At 64.3% G+C, this 16,712-nt stretch carries 15 protein-coding genes and 2 pseudogenes; 7 read left to right on the top strand and 10 right to left on the bottom strand.

The annotated features are described in order from the left end of the window. The first annotated feature begins 34 nt into the window (after positions 1 to 34). From gpmA to AB3X89_RS34230, 3 genes are all read left to right on the top strand, one after another. The gene (gene gpmA, locus AB3X89_RS34240; protein ID WP_368587212.1) at positions 35 to 781 is read left to right on the top strand and encodes a 2,3-diphosphoglycerate-dependent phosphoglycerate mutase; all 747 of its coding nucleotides are present in this window, start codon (positions 35 to 37) and stop codon (positions 779 to 781) included. A 263-nt stretch (positions 782 to 1,044) separates the two neighbouring features. Then, complete coding sequence (locus AB3X89_RS34235; protein ID WP_368587211.1) at positions 1,045 to 2,622, top strand: S41 family peptidase; 1,578 nt, start codon at positions 1,045 to 1,047, stop codon at positions 2,620 to 2,622. Between the two features lie 245 nt (positions 2,623 to 2,867). Beyond that, positions 2,868 to 3,626: a ThiF family adenylyltransferase gene (locus tag AB3X89_RS34230; protein WP_368587210.1), complete on the top strand. Its 759-nt coding sequence runs from the start codon at positions 2,868 to 2,870 to the stop codon at positions 3,624 to 3,626. A gap of 96 nt (positions 3,627 to 3,722) precedes the next feature. On the opposite strand, the gene ptsP is transcribed toward AB3X89_RS34230, so the two are convergent. The 7 genes from ptsP to AB3X89_RS34195 form a co-directional block, all read right to left on the bottom strand. Then, the gene (gene ptsP, locus AB3X89_RS34225; protein ID WP_368587209.1) at positions 3,723 to 5,468 is read right to left on the bottom strand and encodes a phosphoenolpyruvate--protein phosphotransferase; all 1,746 of its coding nucleotides are present in this window, start codon (positions 5,466 to 5,468) and stop codon (positions 3,723 to 3,725) included. Positions 5,469 to 5,866: 398 nt separating this feature from the next. Next, positions 5,867 to 6,136: an HPr family phosphocarrier protein gene (locus tag AB3X89_RS34220; protein ID WP_013088266.1), complete on the bottom strand. Its 270-nt coding sequence runs from the start codon at positions 6,134 to 6,136 to the stop codon at positions 5,867 to 5,869. A gap of 124 nt (positions 6,137 to 6,260) precedes the next feature. After that, a complete protein-coding gene (locus tag AB3X89_RS34215) occupies positions 6,261 to 6,788 on the bottom strand; it encodes a PTS sugar transporter subunit IIA (RefSeq protein WP_368587208.1) in 528 nt (175 codons plus the stop codon). Positions 6,789 to 7,015: 227 nt separating this feature from the next. Further along, a complete protein-coding gene (gene gshB, locus AB3X89_RS34210) occupies positions 7,016 to 7,972 on the bottom strand; it encodes a glutathione synthase (protein WP_368587207.1) in 957 nt (318 codons plus the stop codon). A gap of 103 nt (positions 7,973 to 8,075) precedes the next feature. Then, positions 8,076 to 9,365 (bottom strand): glutamate--cysteine ligase, encoded by a 1,290-nt coding sequence (gshA, locus tag AB3X89_RS34205; protein WP_018434736.1) that lies wholly within the window; start codon positions 9,363 to 9,365, stop codon positions 8,076 to 8,078. A 250-nt stretch (positions 9,366 to 9,615) separates the two neighbouring features. Continuing rightward, on the bottom strand, positions 9,616 to 11,127 hold the full coding sequence (locus AB3X89_RS34200; protein WP_368587206.1) for an ammonium transporter: 1,512 nt from the start codon (positions 11,125 to 11,127) through the stop codon (positions 9,616 to 9,618). A gap of 46 nt (positions 11,128 to 11,173) precedes the next feature. Further along, a complete protein-coding gene (locus AB3X89_RS34195; RefSeq protein WP_006048089.1) occupies positions 11,174 to 11,512 on the bottom strand; it encodes a P-II family nitrogen regulator in 339 nt (112 codons plus the stop codon). A gap of 386 nt (positions 11,513 to 11,898) precedes the next feature. On the opposite strand from AB3X89_RS34195, the gene AB3X89_RS34190 reads away from it, so the two are divergent. The 3 genes and pseudogenes from AB3X89_RS34190 to AB3X89_RS34180 form a co-directional block, all read left to right on the top strand. Then, complete coding sequence (locus AB3X89_RS34190) at positions 11,899 to 12,153, top strand: accessory factor UbiK family protein (protein ID WP_026228952.1); 255 nt, start codon at positions 11,899 to 11,901, stop codon at positions 12,151 to 12,153. Positions 12,154 to 12,273: 120 nt separating this feature from the next. Then, positions 12,274 to 12,600, top strand: a pseudogene (locus tag AB3X89_RS34185) (magnesium chelatase domain-containing protein); the annotation flags it as partial. Then, positions 12,601 to 12,741: pseudogene (locus AB3X89_RS34180) on the top strand (ATP-binding protein); the annotation flags it as partial. Positions 12,742 to 13,073: 332 nt separating this feature from the next. Here AB3X89_RS34180 and AB3X89_RS34175 read toward each other — a convergent pair. After that, positions 13,074 to 13,757 carry a hypothetical protein gene (locus AB3X89_RS34175; protein ID WP_368587205.1) on the bottom strand — a complete coding sequence of 228 codons (684 nt, stop codon included), beginning with the start codon at positions 13,755 to 13,757 and terminating at the stop codon, positions 13,074 to 13,076. 205 nt (positions 13,758 to 13,962) lie between these two features. Between AB3X89_RS34175 and AB3X89_RS34170 the strand changes: the two genes are divergently transcribed. Continuing rightward, a complete protein-coding gene (locus AB3X89_RS34170) occupies positions 13,963 to 14,499 on the top strand; it encodes a TlpA disulfide reductase family protein (protein WP_368587204.1) in 537 nt (178 codons plus the stop codon). A 57-nt stretch (positions 14,500 to 14,556) separates the two neighbouring features. Here AB3X89_RS34170 and AB3X89_RS34165 read toward each other — a convergent pair whose 3' ends face one another. Together AB3X89_RS34165 and AB3X89_RS34160 are read right to left on the bottom strand one after the other, a co-directional pair. Beyond that, the gene (locus AB3X89_RS34165; RefSeq protein ID WP_368587203.1) at positions 14,557 to 15,906 is read right to left on the bottom strand and encodes a sigma-54-dependent transcriptional regulator; all 1,350 of its coding nucleotides are present in this window, start codon (positions 15,904 to 15,906) and stop codon (positions 14,557 to 14,559) included. A 31-nt stretch (positions 15,907 to 15,937) separates the two neighbouring features. Beyond that, on the bottom strand, positions 15,938 to 16,712 hold a 775-nt coding region (locus AB3X89_RS34160), incomplete at its 5' end, for a sensor histidine kinase (RefSeq protein WP_368587202.1).

Below are 16,712 nucleotides of genomic sequence, written 5' to 3'. Positions count from 1 at the left end.
GAGACCGCTTCCTCACTACCGACCGGCAACTCACATGTACAAACTCGTTCTCATCCGCCACGGCGAATCGACCTGGAACAAGGAAAACCGCTTTACCGGCTGGGTCGACGTCGACCTCACCGAGCAGGGCAACCTCGAGGCGCAGCAGGCGGGCGTGCTGCTCAAGGAATCGGGGTACACGTTCGACATCGCCTACACGTCGGTGCTCAAGCGCGCGATCCGCACCCTGTGGCACGTGCAGGACAAGATGGACCTGATGTACCTGCCCGTCGTGCATTCGTGGCGCCTGAACGAACGCCACTACGGCGCGCTGTCGGGTCTGAACAAGGCCGAAACGGCCGCCAAGTTCGGCGACGAACAGGTGCTGGTCTGGCGTCGCAGCTACGACACGCCGCCGCCCGCGCTCGAGCCGACCGACGAGCGCGCGCCGTACACCGATCCGCGCTACGCCAAGGTGTCGCGCGAGCAACTGCCGCTGACCGAGTGCCTGAAAGACACGGTCGCGCGCGTGCTGCCGCTGTGGAACGAGTCGATTGCGCCGGCCATCAAGTCGGGCCGCAGCATCCTGATCGCCGCGCACGGCAACTCGATCCGCGCGCTGGTCAAGTATCTCGACAACATCTCGGATAACGACATCGTCGGCCTGAACATCCCGAACGGTGTGCCGCTCGTCTATGAACTCGACGAGGATCTGAAGCCGATCAAGCACTACTATCTCGGCGACCAGGACGCGATCGCGAAGGCGCAAGCCGCGGTCGCGAGCCAGGGCAAGGCGGGCTGATCGAGCGTTTGCCGCCGCGACCCCATGCCACGGGAAGGCGCGGGGCCGCACGGAGACAACCGGCCCGGCGGGCAATACTGTATTGCGCCGCGCGGCGTATCGTACGGCCCATCATCCGCGGGCCGGCCCGCCAGAACCAGGACCTTCCCGTACTGTCGAATCACGATTGCCTGCACCGCGCCCTGACCAGGCGGGTGTGCAGTTATACTTGTCCGTCCAATCTTTATCGACGCTGCCACGCGCTTCCGACCGCAACAGACTCTATGCGAAAGAACCTGAAAAATATCGGCCTGATTGCCGCGGGCCTTGCTACCGGTGTCCTTGCCACCCTGCAATTCTCCGCCTCGGCCCAGCAACCCGCTAGCGCCGCGGTCGCCCCGCTGCCGCTAGACCAGCTCAGGCTCTTTGCCGAAGTGTTCGGGCAGATCAAGCACGAATACGTCGAACCGGTCGACGACAAGAAGCTCCTCACCGCCGCGATCAAGGGCATGGTGTCGAGCCTCGACCCGCACTCGTCGTACCTCGACAAGACCGATTACGAAGAGCTGCAGGAGCAGACCAAGGGCCGCTTCGCGGGCCTCGGCATCGAAATTTCGTCGGAAGACGGCCTGATCAAGGTGATTTCGCCTATCGAAGACACGCCCGCGTTCCGCGCCGGCATCCGTCCGGGCGACCTGATCACGCGCATCAACGACAAGCCCGTACGCGGCATGACGCTCGACCAGGCGGTCAAGCAGATGCGCGGCGAGCCGGGCACCAAGGTCACGCTGACCATCTTCCGCAAGACCGACGACCGCACGTTCCCGCTGACCGTCACGCGCGCGCTCATCAAGGTGCAGTCGGTGAAGGGCAAGATCGTTGCGCCGGGCTTCGCGTACGTGCGCATCACGAGCTTCCAGGAACGCACCACGCCCGATCTCGCGGCCAAGCTGCAGGATCTGGCGCGCCAGGAGCCGAACCTGAAGGGCCTCATCCTCGACCTGCGCAACAACGGCGGCGGTCTGCTGCAAAGCGCGGTCGGCGTCGCGGGCGCATTCCTGCCGCCGAATTCGGTGGTGGTGTCGACCAACGGCCAGATTCCGGATTCGAAGCAGATCTATCGTGACACCTACGATAACTACCGTCTGCAATCGTTCGACAGCGATCCGCTGAAAGACGTCCCGGCCATCTTCAAGACCGTGCCGATGATCGTGCTGACCAACGCGTACTCGGCGTCGGCATCGGAAATCGTCGCGGGCGCGCTGCAGGATCAGCACCGCGCGCTGATTCTCGGCAAGACGACGTTCGGTAAGGGTTCAGTGCAGACCGTACGCCCGATGACGGCGGACACCGCGCTGCGCCTGACCACCGCGTATTACTACACGCCGAGCGGCCGTTCGATCCAGAACAAGGGCATCCGCCCCGACCTTCCGGTCGATCAATACGCGGACGGCGATCCGGACGACGCGCTCGTCACCCGCGAAGTCGACTACTCGAATCACCTTGCGAACACGCAGGATCCGAACGAGAAGAAGGAAGCCGAGCAACGCGAGTCGGAGCGCATGGAGCAGCTTCGTCAGCTCGAAGAGCAGAACGACAAGAAGACGCCGGAACAGCGTCAGAAGGAACGCGAACGCAAGCCGGTCGAGTTCGGTTCGAACGACGACTTCATGCTGCAACAGGCGGTCGGCAAGCTCGAAGGCAAGCCGGTTCAGGAATCGAAGTCGCTGATGGAACGCCGTCTCGCGCAGAACAAGCCGGGCACGTCGGCCTCCGCGCCGGTCGCGGTGAAGCCGACGCAACCGGTGCCGGGCGCATCGGGACCGGCTCCGGCTTCGACACCGGCTCCTGCTGGCAAGTAAGCCGGCAAATAAGCTGGCCAATAAGCAGCCAGCCCGCGCGTGTCTTCGCAGCACGATAGTCTGCGAAGACACGCCGCAGCAGTTTCAGCACAAGCCGCCGCTCAACCGGCGGCGTCTCACGGCAAGCCGCAGCAGCCACCCTCCCCGCGCGATTAAAATAACAGCCGCGAATGCGCGCCGCGGCCCCTCGGCCAGCCTCTCGTTGCGCGACACCGCGACATAGCGACACACCCCACGCGCCCGCCATGAATGACGATCAACTCCTTCGCTACTCCCGCCATATCCTCGTCGACGAAATCGGCATCGAGGCGCAGCAGCGTTTTATCGATGCCCACGCGATCATCGTCGGCGCGGGCGGGCTCGGTTCGCCGGCCGCAATGTATCTCGCGGCGGCGGGCGTCGGCCGTCTGACGCTCGTCGATGCCGATACCGTCGACCTGACCAATCTGCAGCGCCAGATCCTGCACGTCAGCGCGTCGGTTGGGCGCAGCAAGGTCGAGTCCGGGCGCGACACGCTCGCGCAGATCAATCCCGAGGTCGTCATCAACGCGGTGGCCGAGCGCGTCGACGATGCATGGCTCGATCGCGAGGTGCCGCACGCGAGCGTCGTGCTCGATTGCACCGACAACTTCGCGACGCGTCACGCGATCAACCGCGCGTGCGTCCAGCATCGCGTGCCGCTCGTGTCGGGCGCGGCGCTGCGCTTCGACGGCCAGATCAGCACTTTCGATTTCCGCGACGAAGCGTCGCCATGCTACGCATGCGTGTTTCCCGAAGACCAGCCGTTCGAGGAAGTCGCCTGCTCGACGATGGGCGTGTTCGCGCCGACGGTCGGCATCATCGGTTCGATGCAGGCGGCCGAAGCGCTGAAGGTGATCGGCGCAATCGGCACGCCGCTCGTGGGCCGCCTGACGATGCTCGATTCTCTGCGGATGGAATGGAACACGATGCGCATCGGACGTCAGCCGGATTGCCCGGTGTGCGGCCACGTGCACGGCTCTTGAGGGGGTTCCCCGCTGCCCGCTCGATTGACGCCGCAATAGAAAAACGCCGCATATGCGGCGTTTTTCGTTCAACGGGCGCGAGCGAGCGCGTCGGATTCACACCAGCGCGACCCGCTTGAGCGCCGCCTGCACCTCTTCCGGCTCGAACGAAGCCAGCACGTCGGCCACGGGCTTTTCGAGCGTCTTCAGATGCGAGCGCAGCACCTCCTGCTTGACCTCGAGCAGTTGGCTCGGATGCATCGAAAACTCGGTCAGACCCATGCCGAGCAACAGACGCGTCAACGCCGGATCGCCCGCCATCTCACCGCACACCGACACCGGTACGCCCGCACGCTTCGCTTCGCGCAGCGTGAACGCGATCAGATGCAGCACGGCCGGATGCAGCGGGTCGTACAGATGCGCGACCGCGTTGTCCGCGCGATCGATCGCGAGCGTGTACTGGATCAGATCGTTGGTGCCGATCGACAGGAAATCGAGCCGCTTCAGAAACAGCGGCAACGCGATCGCGGCGGCCGGAATCTCGATCATCGCGCCGACCTGCACGTTCGGATCGTAAGCAATGCCCGCGTCGTCGAGTTGGCGCTTGGCTTCGCGGATCAGATCGAGCGTCTGGTCGATTTCCTGCGCGTGCGCGAGCATCGGGATCAGGATCTTCACCTTGCCGAACGCCGACGCGCGCAGGATCGCGCGCAGCTGCGTGAGGAACATCTGCGGCTCGGACAGGCTCCAGCGAATTGCGCGCAAACCGAGCGCCGGATTCACGGCGGTCTCGTAGCCGTCGCCGCCGGCCATCGAATCGAGCGGTTTGTCGGCGCCGACGTCGATCGTGCGGATCGTGACCGGCAAGCCGTTCATCAGCTCGACCGCGCGACGATACGCGCTGAACTGCTCCTCCTCTTCGGCCATCCGGTCCTTGTGATTCATGAACAGGAACTCGGTGCGAAACAGACCCACGCCGGTCGCGCCCGATTCGATTGCCGCGCGCGCATCGTCCGGCAGCTCGATGTTCGCGCACAGTTCGATGCGCGTGCCGCACAACGTTTGCGTCGGCGAGAACTTGAGCCGTTGCAGCTTGCGCTGCTCGAGCTCCTTCTCGCTTTGCCGATACGAGTATTCCTCGAGCACGATCGGCGCGGGGTCGACGATCACTATGCCGTGGTCGCCGTCGACGATGATCAGATCGTCCTGGCGGATCAGCGCGCTCGCATGCTGCACGCCGACCGCGGCCGGAATGCCGAGGCTGCGCGCGACGATCGCGGTATGCGACGTGCGTCCGCCGAGATCGGTGACGAAGCCCTGGAAGGTCTGCGTCTTGAACTGCATCATGTCGGCCGGCGCGATGTCGTGCGCGACGACGATCATTTCATCGCACGCGCCATGCACGTTGTCGACGATGCCCGGTGCACCCGCGAGCGCCTTCAGCACGCGCTCGACGACCTGTTCGATGTCGGCTTTGCGTTCGCGCAGGTATTCGTCTTCGATATCGTCGAAATGGCGCGAGAGTCTTTCGAGTTGTTCGGTCAACGCCCACTCGACGTTGTAGCGGCGTGTGCGGATCAGGTCGATGGTTTCCTGAACGAGCATCACGTCGTTCAGGATCATCGTGTGAACGTCGATGAACGCGCCCACTTCACTGGGGGCATCCGCGGCGAGATCGGCGCGCAGCACGTTGAGTTCTTCATGGACGCGTTGCTGGGCCGCGCGAAAGCGCCCGACCTCCCCTTCGATCTGGGCGGGTTCGATCAGATAGTGGTCTACGTCGAGTGCTGCCGGGGCGATCAGATAGGCCCGCCCGATGGCGATACCGCGTGACACGGGAATTCCATGCAGCGTGAATGACACGCGCACCTCCTCTAGTTGTGTAATGCCGCGGCAAACCGCTGCAATGCTCTCAGACTGTACCTGGCATTATAAATTCCGCGCCTTTTTGAAGTATGTCGGCGGTGTGTGCAGCGCAGCACGAATTATCGCAACCAGGTGTCCTCATACCCGACCAAACGTCGCTCTATACGCGTCGCGCAAAAAAAAATATGGTTTAAACATTGAAAACGCGTGTCGCCATGCGCGCATGCCGCCCCATGTCGCCTCACGCATTCTTCCCTGCGGCTTTCGCGCCGCTTCTACAACCCTTAATGTCGATTAACAGCGGGCCTCTTCCGATATTCAAATGTCGGCGGCGAAAAAAAACCGCGGACTGAGCCGCGGCATTTTTGGGTTTGGCGAACGCAAAGCGCGCGGCGTTATTGACCTTCGCCAAATTTATCGGCGATCAGTTTCAACAGCGCGTCCATCGCTTCCTGTTCGTCGGTACCTTCCGTTTCGATCAGCACGGTACTGCCAATACCCGCGGCTAGCATCATCACGCCCATGATGCTCTTCGCGTTGATACGGCGGCCATTGCGGCTCATCCAGATTTCCGCCTGGTAGTTGCCCGCGAGTTGCGTCAACTTGGCCGACGCGCGCGCGTGCAGCCCCAGCTTGTTCACAATTGTCGTTTCTTGTTGCAGCATGTGATGGTCCGAAGCGCGGGTGAATGAAATGGTGAAAAGTGAAACTGCAAAGCGGCTGCAATGCGCCAGGCGCCGTTGCGATACCGCTTGAATCCGTCGAAGCCTGCCTACGAACCAGCCCGAGTTACAGGCCGGGCGCGTCCGGCTTCTGCGTCAGATCGGCATCCGCCGGCAACGCGGGAACACAGTCAGCGGGCGCCGCGTCGGGCGGCAGCGCCGGCAGGCAATCGACCGGGCAGGCTGCCGCCGCGACCGGTTCCGGCGTCGCCGGTCCGATCGCGTGCACGCCCTTGGTCGCGCCGGCGAGCGCCTTGTCGACGAGCGTGTCGAGCGGCGTCGCGCGATAGCAGACCGCACGCACCAGCATCGGCAGATTGACGCCGCACAGCACGCGCACATTCGGCTCAGTGGCAAGCCGGCCCGCGATGTTGGCCGGTGTCGCGCCGAACATGTCGGTCAGCACGAGCGCGCCATTCTCTTCCTTCAACCGCGCGACTTCCGAATTCGCGAACGCGACGACCTGCGCGGGATCGCAATCCGGCGACACATCGATCACGCCGATACGCGCCGGCAAACCGCCATAAATGTGGGAAATGCAATCGCGCAACGCGGTGGCGAATGGAGCGTGCGCAATGATCAGAATGCCTGCCATGTCAGCCTTACTGCAATAGAACGGCCCCAAAACCGTGGACCGGGACTCGAGCCCGGTTCGCCATCGCCCCGGACCGGCCGTGGGTCGCGGGGGCGGGAATGCATCGTCGGGCGAGCGGGCATTGTAGCAGCCTCATTTTCGCGCCAATCCCGACGGCGCGCCTGGTGCGGATTTACTACCCAGATTGGGGGTGCGGCCGGGCAATCAAGGCCGCTAGAGTCGGCGCGTCAGCCGACCGCGCGCTCCAACGCGTCGACGAACATCGCGGCGACGTCGAAGCCGGTCTGATCCATGATCTCGCGGAAACACGTCGGGCTCGTGACGTTGACTTCGGTGAGCCAGTCGCCGATCGCATCGAGTCCGACCAACAGCAAGCCGCGCGCCGCCAGCACCGGTGCGAGCGTATCGGCAATCTTGCGATCCTGCTCGCTGAGCGGCCGCGCGACACCCAGTCCACCGGCCGCCAGGTTGCCGCGCACCTCATTTCCCTGAGGAATGCGCGCGAGCGAGTACGGCACCGCTTCGCCGCCGATCAGCAGGATGCGCTTATCACCCTCCTTGATCTCGGGGATGAATTTCTGCGCCATCACCGAGCGTGCGCCGTCGTGGCTCAGCATTTCGACGATCGAGCCGAGGTTCATACCGTCCGCCTTCACGCGGAACACGCCCATGCCGCCCATGCCGTCGAGCGGCTTCAGGATCACGTCGCCGTGCTGTTCGTGGAACGCGCGCAGACGCGCCGGGTCGCGCGTGACCAGCGTCGGCGCGACGAACTGCGCGAACTCGCCGATCGCGAGCTTCTCCGAATGATCGCGAATGGCCTGCGGCTTGTTGAAGACGCGCGCGCCGCCACGCTCGGCCAGCTCGAGCAGCCACGTCGACGTCACGTATTCCATGTCGAACGGCGGGTCTTTGCGCATCACGACCGCGCCGAAGCTTGCAAGCGCTCGCGGCGCGGCGGCATCGGCGGCGAACCAGACGTCACGATGCAGATCGGCGGTATCGCCGGTGATCGCAATGCGCTGCACGTTCGCCTCGACATCGCCGCCCGTCCACGCCAGATGCTTCGGCTCGCAGGTGTACACCGTGTGACCGCGGCGCGCCGCTTCGGCCATCATCGCGTAGGTCGAGTCTTTGTAAATCTTGAATTGGCTGAGCGGATCGGCGATGAAAAGAATGTCCATGAAAGTCCCGGTGCGCCCTGACGGGCGTGACATTGTTCGTCAATATAGTCTTTGAAGACGGCGATGGCGGCACGCATGCCGCCATCCTGCCGCGCGAGGTGGTTTAGACCTGGATCGCTTCGGGATCGGTCTTTTCGAGTTCGACCGATGCGGCCAGCAACCCGAGCCGCGCCACGACGCCATACATATAGAAGCGGTTCGGCGGCGCCGCGCCGGGCTTCGCGTGCGCATCGGGCAGCGCCGTGTGCTCGAAGCCGAGCGGCACGAAGTGCATGCCCGGCGCGTTCAGGTTCTGGTCGCGCTCGCGGCTGCCGTGCACGCGATAGAAGCCGCCCACCACATAGCGGTCGATCATGTAGACGACCGGCTCGGCGACTTCCTCGCCGATGCGCTCGAACGTATACACGCCTTCCTGCACGATCACGTCGTGCACTTCGAGGCCGTCTTTGGTCGCGGCCATGCGCGTGCGCTCGCGCTTCGTCAGCGCGGCGACCTCCGACGCGTCGTGCACGGTCATCACGCCCATGCCGTAAGTGCCCGCATCCGACTTGATCACGACATACGGTTTTTCGGAGATGCCGTACTCACGATACTTGCGCGCGATCTTCTTCAGCACGCCGTCGATCGCATCGGCCAGCGCTTCCTCGCCGGTGCGCTGCTGGAAGTCGACGCCCTCGACGTGCGCGAAGTATGGATTGATCATCCACGGATCGATCTCGACCATCTTCGCGAACTTCTTCGCGACGTCGTCATAACACGAGAAATGCGTCGACTTGCGGCGTACTGCCCAGCCCGCGTGAAGCGGCGGCAGCAGGTACTGCTCGTGCAGATTTTCGAGCACGGGCGGAATGCCGCCGGACAGGTCGTTGTTCAGCAGAATCGAGCACGGGTCGAAGTTCTTCAGCCCCAGGCGCCGCTGCGAGCGCTCGAGCGGTTCGAGCACGAGCTTCTGGCCGTCGGACAGCGCGATCGTGACCGGGCCGTTGATGGTTTCGTCGAGCGTGCCGAAGCGTACGTTCAGGCCCGCCTGGCGCATGATCGACGCGAGCCGGGCGACGTTTTCGAGGTAGAACGCGTTGCGCGTGTGGCGCTCCGGAATCACGAGCAGATTCTTCGCGTCCGGGCAGATCTTTTCGATCGACGCCATCGCGGCCTGCACCGCGAGCGGCAGCACTTCCTGCGGCAGATTGTTGAAGGCGCCGGGAAACAGGTTGGTGTCGACCGGCGCGAGCTTGAAGCCCGCGTTACGCAGATCGACGGAACAATAGAACGGCGGCGTGTGCTCCTGCCATTCAAGCCGGAACCAGCGTTCGATAGCGGGCGTGGCGTCGAGGATCTTCCGCTCGAGGTCGAGCAGCGGGCCGTTTAACGCCGTAACTAGGTGCGGAACCATTGATCACTCGCAGACTGGAGAAAAAAGATTGTAGAGCAAATGCTTTGTCCATTTGGGGACGGTTTCTCCATTCGCAAGCAGACTCGAATGCATTCTCCCTATCTCGATGATAGGCGCGGAAAATTACCGTTCGCAACCCGATCAGCAAGAAAAAAGCCCGCCATGAAGGCGGGCGAACTCTTTGCTGCGCTTAACTTTTTCCTGACTGAGGAGCCCGGGAGCGCGGGCCCGCGGCGGAACAGGTTCTTCGTTATTCGACTTTCTCGCCGTGCAGGCTCACGTCGAGGCCTTCGCGCTCCTGCTCTTCGGTCACGCGGATGCCGATCACCATGTCGATGATCTTCAGCAGCACGAAGCTCACCACGCCGCTGTAGATCAGGGTCGTCAGCACGCCCTTCGCCTGCAGGATCACGTTGCCGTCGAAGCCGCCGATATCCTTGACCGCGAACACGCCGGTCAGCAGGGCCCCGATGATCCCACCGATGCAGTGCACGCCGAACGCGTCGAGCGAATCGTCGTAACCGAGCTTGTGCTTGAGCCACGTGGCCGACCAGAAGCAGACCACACCCGCCACAATGCCGATCACGAGCGCACCGACCGTGCCGACGAAGCCCGACGCCGGCGTCACCGCCACCAGACCCGCGACCGCGCCCGACACGATACCGAGCACCGACGGCTTACCCTTGGCCGCCCATTCGGCGAACATCCATGCGAGCGCCGCCGCGGCGGTCGCCACCTGCGTGGCGAACATCGCGAAGCCGGCACGGCCGTCGGCCGCTACCGCCGAACCCGCGTTGAAGCCGAACCAGCCGACCCACAGCATCGCGCCACCGATCAGCGTCAGCGTCAGGTTGTGCGGCGCCATCGCCTCCTTGCCGTAGCCGACGCGCTTGCCGAGCACCAGACAGCAGACCAGCCCCGCGATACCCGCGTTGATGTGCACCACCGTGCCGCCCGCGAAGTCGAGGATGCCCGCGGTAGCCAGCCAGCCGCTCGGTTCCCACACCATGTGCGCGATCGGCGAGTAGACGAGGATCGACCACAGCGTCATGAACACCAGCATCGCCGAGAACTTCATGCGGTCCGCGAACGCACCGGTGATTAGCGCCGGCGTGATGATCGCGAAGGTCATCTGATAGACGAAGTAGACCGTCTCGGGGATCGTCGGCGCGAGGTGGCTGACGGTCAGCGTCGTGGCCTTGTCGCCCTTGATGTAGTTCATGCCCGTCATGAACACGCGCGAGAAGCCGCCGATGAACGAGTTGCCCGGCGTGAACGCGAGGCTGTAGCCCACCACGGTCCAGGCGATCGTCACCAGACAGGTGATCGCGAAGCTTTGCATCAGCGTCGCGAGCACGTTCTTCTTGCGGACCATGCCGCCGTAGAACAGCGCGAGGCCCGGGATCGTCATGAACAGCACCAGCGCAGTGGAGGTCAGCATCCACGCGGTGTCGCCGGAGTTGATCTTCGACGAATCGACCGAGAACGGGGCGGTCGGCGCTGCCGGGGCGGCTGCGGCCGCGGCAGCCGACGCGTCGGCGGCGGCCGGTGCGCTTGCGGCCGGCGCGGCGGACGCATCGGCGGCGGGAGCCGAGGCAGCCGGGGCAGCGGCTGCTGCGGAGGCGTCCGGTGCCGGCGCGCTCGCGGTCGTATCGGGGGCGGAGGCGGCTGCGGGAGCGGACGCGTCGTCCGCCAGGGCAGTGCCGACGCCGGCCGCGAGCAGCGAGCCGGCAATCAGCAGGGACATCATGAGTTTGCGCATCTTGGTTTTCCTCTTGTCGCGATCCGTGTCGCTTTGCTCTGGTCTTTTACAGTGCGTCCGCGCCGGTCTCGCCGGTGCGGATCCGAATCACCTGCTCGATCGGCGTGACGAAGATCTTGCCGTCGCCGATCTTGCCGGTTCGCGCGGCGCGCTCGAGCGCCTCGATCGCCTGGTCCACGATGTCGTCCGATACCGCTGCTTCGATCTTCACCTTCGGCAGAAAATCGACCACGTATTCAGCACCCCGATACAGTTCGGTGTGGCCCTTCTGCCTCCCGAAGCCTTTGACTTCGGTCACCGTGATGCCCGATACGCCGATCGCCGACAGGGCTTCGCGCGCTTCATCCAGCTTGAACGGCTTGATGATTGCGGTAATGAGTTTCATGAAATCCTCGCTAGTTGTTGCTGAACCGTTGCTGCCCGTTGCGTATCCGTGACCGCGGTCTCCTGCGCTTGCGGTAAAAGTGCCCTGGCAGTGCGCGCGCGGCAGTAACAGCAACTCCTATGCCATGTTGTGTCAGACTGCGCGTCGCGCGGGTGGCGCAGCGCGCCCAGACGGCCTTGTCCGAACGGCCAGCGGCGCGGCCAGCGGTGGCGCGGCGGGGGGATCGTTGCTAGAGTGTCCGAACGTTCTGAACGCGAGGCGCGCACCAAACGCGCTCACGCGGCGGCGGCAGCGAAGGAGCCGCGCGCACCAGGATCGCCCATTCGCCGCAACGGAGGACGGGCGCAATGAAACATGCACATTTTTTGTGCACCAAGGGGAACACGATGAAACAACCGAACGACGTTTTTAACGACTTCCAGGCTCGCGTCAGCGATCTGTTCAAGAATTCGCCGGCCAAGGATGTCGAACGCAACGTCAAGGCAATGCTGTCGCAGGGCTTCTCGAAGCTCGATCTGGTCACGCGCGAGGAATTCGATACGCAGACCCAGGTGCTCGTGCGTACGCGCGCGCGCCTCGAAGAACTCGAGCGCCGCGTCGCCGAGCTCGAACAGAAGCTGCCGCTCACGCAGACGCCGTAAGCATTGCTAGCAGCCTTCGCGCTGCGCAGTGCCGCACATCACCGGCAAGCGGGCCGTGACGTCATCAGCGTTTTAGGGGATTTGCGCGCGAAGTGAGCGCGCTGTCCGACGGGAGGGAATATGTCGCTTGCCGTGGTGCGCAGCCGCGCGCCGGCCGCTGGCCGTGCGCCCGAAGTGACCGTCGAGGTTCACCTCGCCAATGGACTGCCGTCCTTTTCGATCGTCGGCCTGCCCGACCTGGAAGTGCGCGAGAGCCGTGAGCGCGTTCGAGCGGCGCTGCAGAACTGCGGTTTCGACTTCCCGGTCCGCCGCATCACCGTCAATCTCGCGCCCGCCGACCTGCCGAAAGAATCCGGTCGTTTCGATCTGCCTATCGCACTCGGCATCCTCGCCGCGAGTGGGCAAATTCCAGCCGAATCGCTACTCCACCGCGAGTTTGCCGGCGAGCGCTTTGGCTGGTCGGCGCGCGCGTATTACCGGGTGTTGAAGGTCGCGCGCACCGTCGCGGATCTAGCCGGGGCGGCGATGCCGAGCGCGGCGGAGGTCGCCGAGGCAATCCAATACCGCCGCGCTTTTGGCTCGTTATGAGTAGAAAAATCTACTGTCAAGACTTGACTTATTCACACGCCCACGATCCTGTTAGATTTTGATACAACTCGAAAGCGTGCAGACAGGCATCTCGCGAAGCCGTTGATTTCATTGATGTTTTTAAAACGCCCTACGCTCGTTGATTTTGGCGAAAGGCCCGTCTGATGGGCTTTTGCGGCCTTTGAGGGCGACTTCTCAACAGAGTTATCCACAGGTTGTGCGCGTAACTCAAAAAACTCAACGTAAACCGGTAATTAGCTCGCAAACCTGCGAAGGAACTTTCACTGCATTTGGCGTTCTGAGGCGCGTCCGTTCGGCCAAAAATACCGCGCTCAATATAGCTGGAACGACGAAAAAAACTGGTCGACCTGGTCTTGCGGCAGCGGTTGATCGGCGATGATCGCCGCCTGGTACACGTGCCGGCCGCGCGCGACGAGCCGCGCATACACGGTGCGCGTTTCGTGTTTGGCGCCCGCGGCGCCACTCACCGTCATTTCCTGCCCGGGAATCTTGCCGCCCGCCGCCAGCGGGATCTGCACCGCGTGCGCATCGGGCGTCGCGCCGACGTTGCGCGCCAGTCCCGAGCGCAGGAAATCGAGTGCCGCGCGCTGCGTCGCGTCGCTATCGTCGGGCAGCATCACGGTGCCGACCGCGAAGACCGCATTGCCCGCTTCGGCAGTCTGCATCGCCATCTGCATGGGTGTGCCGTCGATCTGCACCGCGCGCTGGTCGTTGCCCGGCTTGGCCGGGAAGTCGACCGTGTAGCCCTTATCGTTGTTCATCACGGTGCGCCAGTCGAAGGTCGGCGAGCAGGCGCTGAGCGCGACGCCGAGGGTCAACGCGGCCGTCACCGCGCCGAGCACGGTACGGGCGTGACCGGGTCGCGTGAAAGCGCGAAGGAAATGGCCCGCCGGCTGGACGACGTCCGCAAGACGGGCGGAAATTCGGCTGATCAACGGAACACGGCACGAAACGCGCGCAACTGAGCGGCAGACGCGAAGAACGGTTTGGAGCATGGGGCGGAAGAGATCGGGCTTGCGGAGCATAAAACGCCATTATCCGCTGATCGGCTGCCGGCCCGTCGCGCCGAGCCGCGCCCTCCGGCCATTTCGGCGCAGCCGCCGCATTGCAGCTACAATAGAAAAGCTCTTCAGCGCCGGCCCGAGCGCCATTGCACCGACCCATTGTTCCGCGCCACGCGCGACTCACGAGGTTCCGTCCATGAGTTCCAATTCACCGACCGCCGCCCGGCGCACGAACCCGCTTCGCTATCTGATCGCGGTGGCCGTGGCCATTGCGCTCGCGGTCGCCGGTTACTTCGCGTTTGCTGGACAGCAGCGCGTGCCCGATGCGACCTTCACGCTGCTTTCGGGACAGAAGCTCACGACCGCGGACCTGAAAGGCAAGGTTTATCTGGTCAATTTCTGGGCAACGAGTTGCGACACCTGCATGAAGGAAATGCCGCAGATGGTCGAGACCTATAACCGCTTCAAGGGCCAGGGCCTCGAATTCGTCGCGGTGGCGATGAACTACGACGCGCCGATGTACGTGACCAACTACACGCAAACGCGTCAGCTGCCGTTCAAGGTCGCCATGGACGACGGCTCGGCCGCCAAGCAGTTCGGCAACGTGCAGCTCACGCCGACCACCTTCGTCGTCGATAAAGACGGCAAGATCCTGAAGCGCTACGTCGGAGAGCCGCAGTTCGCGGAACTCGACCAGTTGCTCACGAAAGCGCTAAAAGCTGGCGCGGCCTAAACCAGGTCACGCAGATCCGCAACGCGCCGGCGCAATCTCTCGCCGGCGGCACCCTCCTCACCGCTCCCCCTCTCCTTTGGCCGCAAGGCCATATCGCTTGATCTTCTCGTAGAGCGTCGCCTTGCCGAGCTGCAGCCGGTCTGCCGCGACAGCGACCACGCCGCCCGCCTGTTCCAACGCCTCGGCGATCATCGCGCGCTCGAACTGCTCGACACGCTCCTTTAGCGGATGCGTGGCCCCGTCGTCTTCGTCGAACGACAGCACCGGTTCGTCGGCGATGCCGAGTACGAAGCGGTCGGCGGCATTGCGCAGCTCGCGCACATTGCCCGGCCAGTCGCGCTGCATCAGGCTCGCTCGCTGGCGATCGGTGAGCATCGGCGCCGGCCGCTGATAACGGACCGCCGCATCGAGCAGGAAATGCTCGAACAGCGGCACGATGTCCTCGCGACGCTCGCTCAAAGGCGGCAGCGCGATCGTCACCACGTTGAGCCGGTATAGCAGATCGCGCCGGAACGAGCCGTCCGCGACATGCTCGGCCATATCGCCTTTCGCCGCCGCGATCACACGGCAATCGACGCGAATCGGCTGGTTCGAGCCGAGCCGCTCGAGCACGCCGTCCTGCAGCACACGCAGCAGCTTGACCTGCAGCGCGAGCGGCATGCTCTCGATCTCGTCAAGAAACAACGTGCCGCCCGACGCATGTTCGAGCTTGCCAATCCGCCGCTTGGCCGCGCCGGTGAACGCGCCCGGCTCGTAGCCGAACATCTCCGATTCGAACATCGGCTCGGGCAGCGCGCCGCAGTTCACCGCGATGAACGGCTTGTCGCGCCGCGGCGACAGCTCGTGCAGGCTGCGTGCAATCAGCTCCTTGCCTGCACCGGTATCGCCGTTGATCAGCACGGACGCATCGGTCGGCGCGACGTTGGCGATCAGCCGCCGCACCTGCTCCATCGCCGGACTGCGGCCGATCATGCGCGGCGCGACCGCGTTCTGCCCAGCCAACTCACGGCGCAGCGCCAGGTTTTCGAGCACGAGCTTGCGGCGCTCCATTGCGCGCCGCACCGTTTCGATCAGCCGCTCGGATGCGAACGGCTTTTCGATGAAGTCGTAGGCGCCGTCGCGCATTGCCTGCACGGCCATCGAGATATCGCCATGGCCAGTGACCAGAATCACCGGAACGTCGGGCGCGCGCTCGTGGCACTGCGCGAGCAGATCGAGGCCGCTCGCGCCGGGCAGCCGGATATCGCTGACGATCACACCGGAAAAGTCCGCGCTGATCAGCTTCGCCGCCGCCTCGACCGATGCATGGCCGACCACGTCGAAGCCGGCCAGCTGCAGGCTCTGCACGCTCGCGCGCCGCACCAGTTCGTCGTCTTCGATATACAGCACTTGCAGGCCGTCGTTCATTGCGTGTTCCGGGTGATGCGTCAGTGTGAATTCAGGAGCCCGCCGTCAGCGGATCGTGCGAAGGACTGGTCTGCACGCGCGCGCGACGCAGCGTCAATACGAATGATGCACCGCCTTGCGGCGCGTTGCGCGCGACCAGCGAGCCGCCGCAATCACGCGCGATCGACGACGAAATCGCGAGGCCGAGGCCGAGCCCCTGGCCCATTTCCTTGGTGGTGAAGAACGGTTCGAACAGGTGGGGCAACACGTCGTCGGGAATGCCCGGACCGTTGTCGCCGACCGCGATCGACAGGTTCGCGGCGCTTGCCTCGACCTCGACCGTGATACGCGGCGGGTTCATGCCGGCAGTTGCGTCGAGCGCGTTGCCGAGCAGGTTGATCAGCTCCTGTTCGAGCCGCAGATCGTCGCAGTTCGCGACCAGCTCCGGATGATCGTCGGCGAGATTCAGCGGTGCGCGCGCGCCGCCTGCCGCCGCGGCGGGCCCAACGTCGGTGTCGACCTCGGCATCGATCAGCACGAATTCGAGCTCGACGCCCTGCAGACGCTTCTGCAGCAGCGCGACGACGTTGCGCAGCGCCCGCACGATCGACGCGCGCGCGCTGCGCGGCCGCGCGCGGCCGACGAACAGCTTCAGCTGGTTGGTGATCTTGCCCATGCGCTCGGTGAGCGCCGCGATCGCTTCGAGATTCTCGCGCGCCGATGCCTGATCGCCGCGTTCGAGCAGCACGCGCGTGTTGTCGGAGAAACTGCGCAGTGCCGCGAGCGGCTGGTTCAGCTCGTGCGTGATGCCGGCCGCCATCTGGCCG

Source organism: Paraburkholderia sp. BR14320 (assembly GCF_040948665.1).
Classification (GTDB): Bacteria; Pseudomonadota; Gammaproteobacteria; order Burkholderiales; family Burkholderiaceae; genus Paraburkholderia; species Paraburkholderia youngii.
Note: the sequence above shows the minus strand (reverse complement) of the source record. Positions and strands in the feature narration are given on the sequence as shown.